The 8,943-nt window shown below is 45.5% G+C and carries 8 protein-coding genes; all 8 read right to left on the reverse strand.

Going from position 1 to position 8,943, the window contains the following annotated elements:
* Positions 1 to 4,627 (reverse strand): DUF4347 domain-containing protein (locus ACFFJH_RS18085; protein ID WP_390214372.1); only part of this gene is annotated, 4,627 nt, incomplete at its 3' end.
* 89 nt (positions 4,628 to 4,716) lie between these two features.
* A complete protein-coding gene (locus ACFFJH_RS18090; protein WP_390214373.1) occupies positions 4,717 to 5,304 on the reverse strand; it encodes a hypothetical protein in 588 nt (195 codons plus the stop codon).
* 57 nt (positions 5,305 to 5,361) lie between these two features.
* Complete coding sequence (locus ACFFJH_RS18095; protein WP_390214374.1) at positions 5,362 to 5,886, reverse strand: phage tail protein; 525 nt, start codon at positions 5,884 to 5,886, stop codon at positions 5,362 to 5,364.
* 9 nt (positions 5,887 to 5,895) lie between these two features.
* Entirely contained in the window at positions 5,896 to 6,429 is a 534-nt protein-coding gene (locus tag ACFFJH_RS18100; RefSeq protein ID WP_390214375.1) for a phage tail protein, read from the reverse strand.
* 10 nt (positions 6,430 to 6,439) lie between these two features.
* Entirely contained in the window at positions 6,440 to 6,955 is a 516-nt protein-coding gene (locus ACFFJH_RS18105) for a phage tail protein (RefSeq protein ID WP_390214376.1), read from the reverse strand.
* Positions 6,956 to 7,014: 59 nt separating this feature from the next.
* Positions 7,015 to 7,545: a GNAT family N-acetyltransferase gene (locus ACFFJH_RS18110; protein WP_390214377.1), complete on the reverse strand. Its 531-nt coding sequence runs from the start codon at positions 7,543 to 7,545 to the stop codon at positions 7,015 to 7,017.
* The gene (locus ACFFJH_RS18115) at positions 7,546 to 8,019 is read right to left on the reverse strand and encodes a DUF6916 family protein (RefSeq protein ID WP_390214378.1); all 474 of its coding nucleotides are present in this window, start codon (positions 8,017 to 8,019) and stop codon (positions 7,546 to 7,548) included.
* A gap of 18 nt (positions 8,020 to 8,037) precedes the next feature.
* Positions 8,038 to 8,346, reverse strand: coding sequence for a DUF6916 family protein (locus ACFFJH_RS18120; RefSeq protein ID WP_390214379.1), 309 nt, complete (start codon positions 8,344 to 8,346; stop codon positions 8,038 to 8,040).
* Positions 8,347 to 8,943: the final 597 nt, after the last annotated feature.

Consider the following 8,943-nt stretch of genomic DNA (forward strand, 5'->3'; position numbering starts at 1 on the left):
CGTCATAGGTTGCATTCAGGATGTTCGGTGCCGCATTCGAGACAGTGATGGCATTGCCAGTCAGGTCGGCAATATTGCCACCGGTGATGACGCTGTTCCAGTCATCGGCCGCCGCAATATTATAGGCAGTGGCGCTAACAGCAGAACTGCTGCCGTTCTTGTTAAGTAATAAGTCGACAGCTGCAATGTCGGCGCCTGATAAAGTGAAGGTAAAGCTCGTGGCGCTTGTGATTTCCACATTGCCAGTTGTCGACAATGTGCGCGTTGCACCGCCTTCACCCGTAATGGTTAAGGCAGAAATCGTCACATCATTGGTGGCACCAATCGTTTTAACGAGGTTAGTACCTGTAATGGTGAAGACATGGGAAGTCCCGTCGTAAGCCGCTGACGTAATCGTTGGTGCAGTGACGTTAGAAACGGTAATTGCATTGCCTGTTAGATCTGCACCGGAAGTGGTGGTGGCGTTCCATGAAGCGGCAGCGGCTAGGTTGAAGCTAGTGGTATCAACTGCTGTCGTGCCATCTTTATTGAGCAAGCCATTGATGGCCAGTTTGTCGGCCGCATTTAAGGTGACAGAAAATGCTGTGGTACTGCTAGCGGTGACACTTGGTGACGTTAGCGTATAAGAACCGCCTCCCTGACCAATAATGCTGAGTTTGGAGACATCAATCGCGTCGCCCAAAACAAAACTTTTGCCTGTCACAACAAGTGATCCCGAATTGGCGTCATAGTTTGCACTGATAATGGCAGGCTGATCTATAGTGTAAGTCTGCCCAGAGATAAATCCCACATTGATCGCATTTGACGCAGCATCAGAGATATTGGTGCCGCTTGCATTTAAGTCTAGGCGTAAAGTACCGTCACCGCTAATGCCGTTAACGGTAACGATGTAGCTACTTCCGCTACCGCTGATGGCAGAAATATTTCCAACTGTCGCTCCCGTTTTAGTTAAGGAAAAATCACTAATATCAACACCAGAAACACTCTCGTTAAAGCTCACTGCATAAGTAACACTGCTGGAGTTGGTGGTTGCGCTAGCGGGTGATTGGCGAACAATGCTGGTAATCCAAGGCGTGAGCGTGTCACCGGTAATCGAAACGTTAGTTGTGCTCGCTAAATTGTCTTCATTCGCTGCATTTTTAAAGGTATTTGCAGCTACGTTGATTGATGCATTCAAGCTTTGCGTTGCGGCAGTAGGAGTGAAAGTGGCGGTGTAGATTTTATTGTCTATTGCGTCAACGGTCAGCGCACTTATTGAGCCGCCGGTAAGTGTGATATCCGTATCAGTAAATCCAACAGGCGTTTCATTGAATGTAAAGGTAATAATAGCGCTTTCGCCAGCCTTGAGTACATTGCTATTGCTTGTAATCGCTACCGTTGGATTGGTATTTACAGTGATAGTGGTGCTGGCGCTATTTGAATTTAGCTGTCCGTCGTTGAGTGTGGCACTGATGACCCTATCCCCTTGGGTGCCTGTGGCGTCAAAAGTGATGTTTTGTAAGAGCGTTGAGACACGCGCTGCGGTTGCTGCGGAGTTTAAATTGATAATTAAATTATCGCCGCCAATGCCAGTACCGTTGTTAGCGATTGAACCTATATTTTGCCCACCTACCGAGACGTTACTTCCGACATTGCTGCCGTTTGAGAGTGAAATACTGCCACCGACAAAGAATGAAAGTACATCGCCACTGGCGCGCCCTGAGGTGAATGCAATAGTTAAACTACCATTGTTGAAATTAGCATTGTCGTCATCGCTGACGGTTGTAGGTGTTCCCAGATCAATTAATATCGCACTAGCACTCGCAGAGACGGTTTGGTTATCTGCGCTGGAAAGTCCACTGATGATAGGTGCATCATTGGCGTTTGTTACCATGATGGATATAGCTTGGGTGTCACTCAATGCGCCATCGGATGCCGATACGATAATGTCGTAGACGTTATTTGCGCCAGAATCGGCAGGTGCTTCAAAATTGGGGGCATTTTTAAATGTCAGTACACCGGTTGCGCTGTTAATATCAAACAGAGCAGCGTCTGTACCTGAAATGCTATAAGTGATGGTGGTCGCAGCATCAACATCACTTGCTTGTACGGTGGTGATTGCGGTTTGATTCTCTGCTATTGAAATGGCGGCACTGGCACCTCCACCGTTACTGGTAATGGTGGGAGCTTCATTGGCATTGACAACGGTGATTGCTAAAGTTTGGGTATCGCTCAAGCTGCCATCGGATGCTGTCACGGTGACGTTATAGACATTGTTATGATCCGCATCGCCGGGCGCTTCAAAATTCGGTGCGGTGATGAAACTTAATTGTCCCGTGCTCGTATTAAGATTAAAGAGCGCTGCATCTGTTCCTGATTTGCTGTAAACAACGGTAGGCCCCCCACCTACATCTGGATCGCTTGCATGTACTGTGGTTACTGCGGTGGTGTTTTCGGTGACATTGATGGTCGCGCTTGCGCCGCCGCCGTTACTGTCAATTAATGGACCATCATTGATTGAGAGTGCCGTTTCGTTGGTAAACGTATTGGCGCGCCCACTGCGTAGTCCATCACTAGGTGTGATGGTAAATGTCGTAGTTATTGAATTACCTGGCGCGACTTGATTGGATGTTGGGTTAAAAACCAAGGCGCGTAGTTGACTGCTTAAACTGGTAAACGATGTTCCTCCTAGCGCTAGAGTGTAATTGCCTGCCGTTCCAGTTAGACCAGCACCAGATAGGGTTCCGTTTGCCGAGTTGTAGGTAATCGTTAGAAAGCCATTTGCGCTATCGGCATCGCTGACCGATAAGCCTGCAAAAGGATTCGTAGAGGCATTGTCATCGAGCATGCCGTTGTTGATATAGGAGCCAGAAATCGTCGGGGGCAAATTTCCCGCAGGATAAGCGGCGTTGTAATTGACCGTAGAAATTGTTCCATCGGTTATAAAGCCATTCGCTTGTTTCGTTGGATTGTTTGACCAAGCACCAATGACATCACCATCGGCACTTAATGTTGGTGCCGTCACTAACTTAGTCGCATCCGATACGATGAGGCTAGTGCTTGCCGTAGAAGGATTAAATCCATTTACAAAGTATCCATCGTTGCTACTCGAATCCGCTCCACCGACGATAAAATAATCTCCCGACAAGGATCGACTGATCGATTTGATTTGCCCGATTTGAATCGTATTGGAAATTAATTTACTCAGACTTCCATCAGGTGCTAATGACTGAATATAGTAGGAGCTACTTGTATTCCCGACACCTGAAGCAATGTCATTCCCAAACAAGTCGAAGCCACCGCCATATATAGCGGCAACGTTAGGCGCTACTTGGTAATAGGGAGTGTCATAAGTGCCCGTTAAACTATTCGCTGCACTCCACATCATGACCTGACTGTGTGTGTAGACATCGTTGCTGCTGACAGGAATCGCTAAATTACCATTGGCGTCCACCGCAGCACCTTGAATCACCGGTGTTGTAGTGGTGAATGCGGTGGAAACAGTTGAACCAACTTGATTCCCAATACTATCGTAACGCTGGAATTCGAGTGTCTGATAATTATTCTTAGTCCAGAGCAAAATAAAGCCACCATCAGAGCTCGCAATGGCATAAGAGTTAGGATTAACTGACGATGTATAGCTCCCCGGAGCACTGATGTTTAAACTGGTGCCCGCATTGTTGTACATTTGTACGCCATAGCCATCATTAGAGTAGCTGGTGACCACAAAGCCATTCTTTAATGCGACGATATTCGCGCCATCATTCGTCTGTGTCGAGCTACTGTCATGCGTATTGCCACCGTTGTTATTGATAACGTTTGCCACTTGTCCTGTTAAGACTGTAGTCGTCACAGTTCCTGCGCCATCAACTAACGCGATTTGCAGATTATCCAAGTTCGCCATGCCGTAGTAGTCGGCTCTTGTATTCGCAAGTAAAACGACACGTGTACCGTTGGATAATTCGATCGCACCTTGCGCATTGAGTGGCGTCGTGCCAGGCGTTGCGGATAGATAGTCGTGACCAGTTGCTACATCAACGACCGCAGTTCCTGATAAAGTGCCACTTAAAATAGCATCGTAAGTTTGCATCTGTATCGCGATGCTTGCATTCGTTGCTTGGCCTAAAGCGGACTGTTGGATCAGATGGCCACTCGCATCTGCAGTGACTTCTAAATTCCAATTTCCCCCTAAATGGTTTGCGCCCGTTGTGTCATCCGATGCTGAGACCTTGCTGCCAGTACGTTGTGCTAAGTCTTCAATAAACTGCAATCCGTCCGCGCCTTTAGCGAGTTCGCAAGCGTAGATAAAGAAGTCGCCGCCAGGTTTCAACACTGCACCAATTTTCTCTAAAGCGGATTGATTGTCGCTCCAGTTGAGGGTGTTGATATTCAAGTAGCTGTCACCCAGCTGCAAGCTAGCTGCGCTGCCATGTGAGAATAAATGAATCGCGTCGTACATGGTGCGACCATCAAATGCCGATAATATGGTTTGCAGCCCGTTAGCACCGCCATCTAATAGGACAACTTGAATATTGGACGCTAGATTTTTTACGATAGTTTCGTAGTCGGGCAGTCTCTTATCGATAAATGCAATTTGATTGTATTTGGTCGTATTTTCTGTGGTCACTGCATTTGATTCGTAAGTCATTTTGATACCCGATACTGGCATGTTTGCGCTCGAACGCGCATAGTTTGTAAGATGTTAAATAAGAGCTTGTTCAATCTCATGCATGAGATTTATTGTTTGCTGGCGACTTTAAGGTGTAGCCCGCCAAAGGAGTTAGGGCCAGGCGTTGAGAAAAGGTGTAAATCACCATCTACTACAGCCTCTCCTGGCGCATTTTTAGCAATACGTCGTTCGAGCTCTATCGTAGTGGTGGCGCCCTTAATACCAATGTTGTATTGAGATTCTGTTAAATTTAAGTTATCTGGATTGGAGGTGATGCTGCTACCAGAAAATCCTACAAAATTACTTGCGCCGGTATTGCTTGGGTCATTAAACGCGAAGCTGTATTTCGCCTCTTTGTTTCCGGTAAAACGGATAGAACAGTCTTGGCCGGAAATGGTGACAGGATAGGTTCCACCAGCTGTCAAAGGATTTCCAGCTCCTGTTGTAAAAGCCGGATCTGTTGTTCCCTTATAGGTGCCTTGGATTGCAACAAATAATTCTTTCACTGCACCGCTACAACTTACCGATGTTACTGGCGTCGGGGTACTGCTCGCGGTACTGTTCGCGGCATTACTAGATGAAGAACTGCCTCCACAAGCACTCAAAGAAAGTATGATAAAACCAAGGGAGATTGTTTTTAATGTTAAGTAATTCATATAGTTGTATTCTGTAAATTTTATCGTTGCAGATGGTACCTGTGGAGCGTCGCAAGCTTATGAACGGCTAGGAAATATGCCATTTAGAGCGATAACAAAATTCATCGCGAGGAAAGGTTGCATATTATTGTGGGCGGTACCATTTCCCGTTGGGACTAGGGTTGACGCATGCATCGTTCCGGGCGAACCGCTTGCCGGACCATATTGTGGTTTGGCATTGGCGCCGACAGCATAAGCCGCATTCGCGGGAGAGCTTGTAGTAGCTATAGCGTGAGTGGCAAGAAGGCGATGATTATGAGCCGGCATTTCGTTCTTAGTTAAGGTAACGGATTCAGTTCCGCCTGTCTCTCCTAAATAATGCGAGGTCAATCCCGATCCTTGGTCCGGATGCATGATGGCTCTTCCTTGCAAATTCGGTAGCGCAAAAGTTGATGCGCCATTGCCACCATAAGTAGTTCCTAATAATGAGAATAGCGCTGTATTTTGGGAAATAGCCATTATTTGGCCATTGCACATGGCCCATCCAGACGGCGCGAAATTGCAAGCCATCAGACGTATTTCACCAACAAATTGATCAGCCATGAGAAGTCCTTAAAACTGAGATGGGTAAATCCCATATGTTGAAATAATGAAGTTGATGCAGCAGAAAGGCATCAAGTTCGCATGTGGCTGACCGTTGCCGACACTTTCGATAGCCGCAGCATTTAACATCACGTCCGGTTGAATGGCGGCAAAGACTTTAGTTGATCCGCCTGCCGGATATCGAGTCAATGGCGATTGGTGGGTTGCATTACCTTGGGGTGCTGCGCCAGTAGGTGCCATGCTCACCATCGCGTGAGTGTGGGATGGAATTTGATTGGATGTTAGAGTGACTGTTTCTACACCGCCGGTAGCGCCGAGTATGTAATTGTTTCCGTTGCTAGTCCCTTGGTGGATGGGCAGACGGCTACGCATGTCGGGTATGGCAAAAGTATTTTGTCCGTCACCACCGTAAGTAGTGCCAATCAAATTGAACAGAGCATCGTTTCCTGAAATTGGCAATAATCGCCCATCACAGAATAGCCAGCCGTTAGGCGCAAAATTGCCTGCGAAGAGCCGGATTTCTCCAATATATGGATCAGACATAGTTAGCTCCTTAATTTCTTGATGGAAAAATGCCTTGCAAAGCAATGCAGATGTTTAGGGTTAGATACGGTTGCATATTGGTATGTGCTTGATAACCTGAGTTAACGCTAACGGATGCTTGCATTGAGCTTGCCTGCTCATAGACATTACCTGGTGAAGTATCTGAAAAATTGGGCGTTAAGGCTTTTGCTAAAAGTGCATTATCGGCAATGAGAAGGCTGGCAGTAGTATCCGATGCGCGCACCAGATGTGTATGGTTAGGCATCTCACTAAGCTGTAATACATGGCTTGCCTCCCCACCGATTGCGCCCTGCGGGTAAGTATTGCTTTGATGAATTGGCGTACGGCCTCGCAAGTCGGGTAGCGCAAAAGTAGTTATTCCGTTACCGCCATACATCGTGCCTAACAGAGAAAAAAGTGCTGTGTTCTGATTAATCGGCAATAACTGTCCATTGCACAGTGCCCAACCTTTCGGCGCGTAAGGAAAGCTAAAGGTGCGTATTTCAGATAAATATTGTGTTGCCATAAGTAGCTTCTTTCAATTTCTTAAGTGAATTTTGTTCATAATTTTTACGCTAAGGCTCGCTAGCTTGAGAGCGGCTTTTTTACAATTAAGATATACGGATCTTGATTTTCCGTTTCGACAAATCCCAATCGTTGATATAAATGTCGAGCAGGATTTGATATCTCTACATGTGCCGTGATTCGGCGCTGGCTGTCGTTGGCTTCATTTATTAATTGACTGATGAGATAGCTGCCGATTCCGCGATTGCAATGCGAGGAAAAAAGTAAGATATCGATGAGTTGAATATCATTTTTGTCGCGGTTCACATAAAGTCGTCCGATAAGCTCATTGTCTAAAAGAATGCAGTCATACGAGGCGTTCGGATAATGCGTTTGATAATGCTGATGTTGCGCTTTGAACTGCATGTCTAGAAACTGTATGCTTTGCTCTTCGGTAAATGGAAAGTAAGCCATTTCTTTAGCACGTGAGTCCTTATACATTGCTTGTAACGATGGCATATCACTTTGCGCGACCGCGCGTAAGCTGATTGAATTCGCTAAGTGCGAATTAATCACCACGTCATCCTTATCGGCGCAATTAAGATTTGTCATTTATCCGAACACAACTTCATAGTGTTTTTCATTTGCAGTATTTGCGCCACCAATTTGGTTGACGAACACATTAAAAGAACCGATCTGCGGATGATGTAAGACTTGGATAGCTGAACTGAGTGAGGTTCTACCTGTTCCAATAAAGTGCAAGCTAAACGGTTCGCTACGACTTTCTTGCGGGCGCTTATCTCCATCCCTTAAGTGTGAGGTGACGGCATGTAATTGTAGTGCTGTAGAAAATAGAAAGCCTGAAACTTTAAACTTCTCTCCTAGTAGTGGTTTAAAGTCATTGAGTGAGAAATTTTGCAGACAATAATTAGCTGCCAAGCTTAATTCACACGCACTGCTTTCGGCATGATCGGCTGCGAGCATACGAGATGACGTCACATTATTGGCGACTGCGGTAGCCGCTAAGGCGCTTGCTCCCCCAAATAGAAGAAAATGTCTGCGGTTTGAGCCAGGTATTTCTGACATGAAAACTCCGATTTTTATTTAATTAAAGATGGCTTCGTAACGCATTTGATTACTTCCACGTTCGGGTCCGATGGGCACAATAAACAAATCAAATTCACCTAGCTGTGTATGACGAAATCTGTGCATTCCTTGCGGAATTTGCTTCTCTATATTTCCTTCAAAGATCAAGGAAAAAGATTGATGTGCTTGTGAACTTGTATCAGATGAGTTATTGCCAGAAGCCGTTACTGTTCGTAAAACTAGGTCGATAGTAATACCGATATCCGAATGAACTTCAAACGAACTATGTAGGGATTGAAGGAATGAGTCGTACTGAGGAAATTCCATAAACAAAATTTGCGTAATAAAGGGGGCGAATAGTATGAGTGCTATTGATGTAAGTCAAGAAAACAAAATAATGTTTCTGTATGGAAAATATTGCTTTAGTATTAGTATTCCATCGTGATGCACCGTATAAACAAAAAAGCACAGAAATTCACCTTTGGCTACCCAAGGGAGGATTTCTGTGTGAAGAGTGATCGATTTTTAACGCACAGTTCAAGTACGCTAAGTTATTCGCTGCTGTGCCAAGTGCAAACTTCATGTTTATTGAAGAAGCAAAAAGTCTGCCATTCATTACCAAACTCGATTGCTAACGACGATACGTTTAAGAGTGTTCAATGTCTATAGTCTAATTAGACTATAGACATTGAAACTGGCTGAGATGCTTTGTCGAGTACGCTGTAACAATACAAAGGAACTTACTAGGCGCCACGTTATAGTTATTACTCCATAAACCGAGCAATATACTCCTCACTATGAATAAACTGCCCGATGAGAGTCACGGTATCAGAATGAGGCTGATTAAGTATCTCATTAAAGGTCACGGGATCAGGTGCTCGGTTAAGTAATCCGACGAAGTCTAGAGTCAAAGCGACCTTGTCC

This window comes from Affinundibacterium danionis (genome assembly GCF_042432465.1).
In the GTDB taxonomy this organism is placed as follows: Bacteria; Pseudomonadota; Gammaproteobacteria; order Burkholderiales; family Burkholderiaceae_D; genus Undibacterium; species Undibacterium danionis.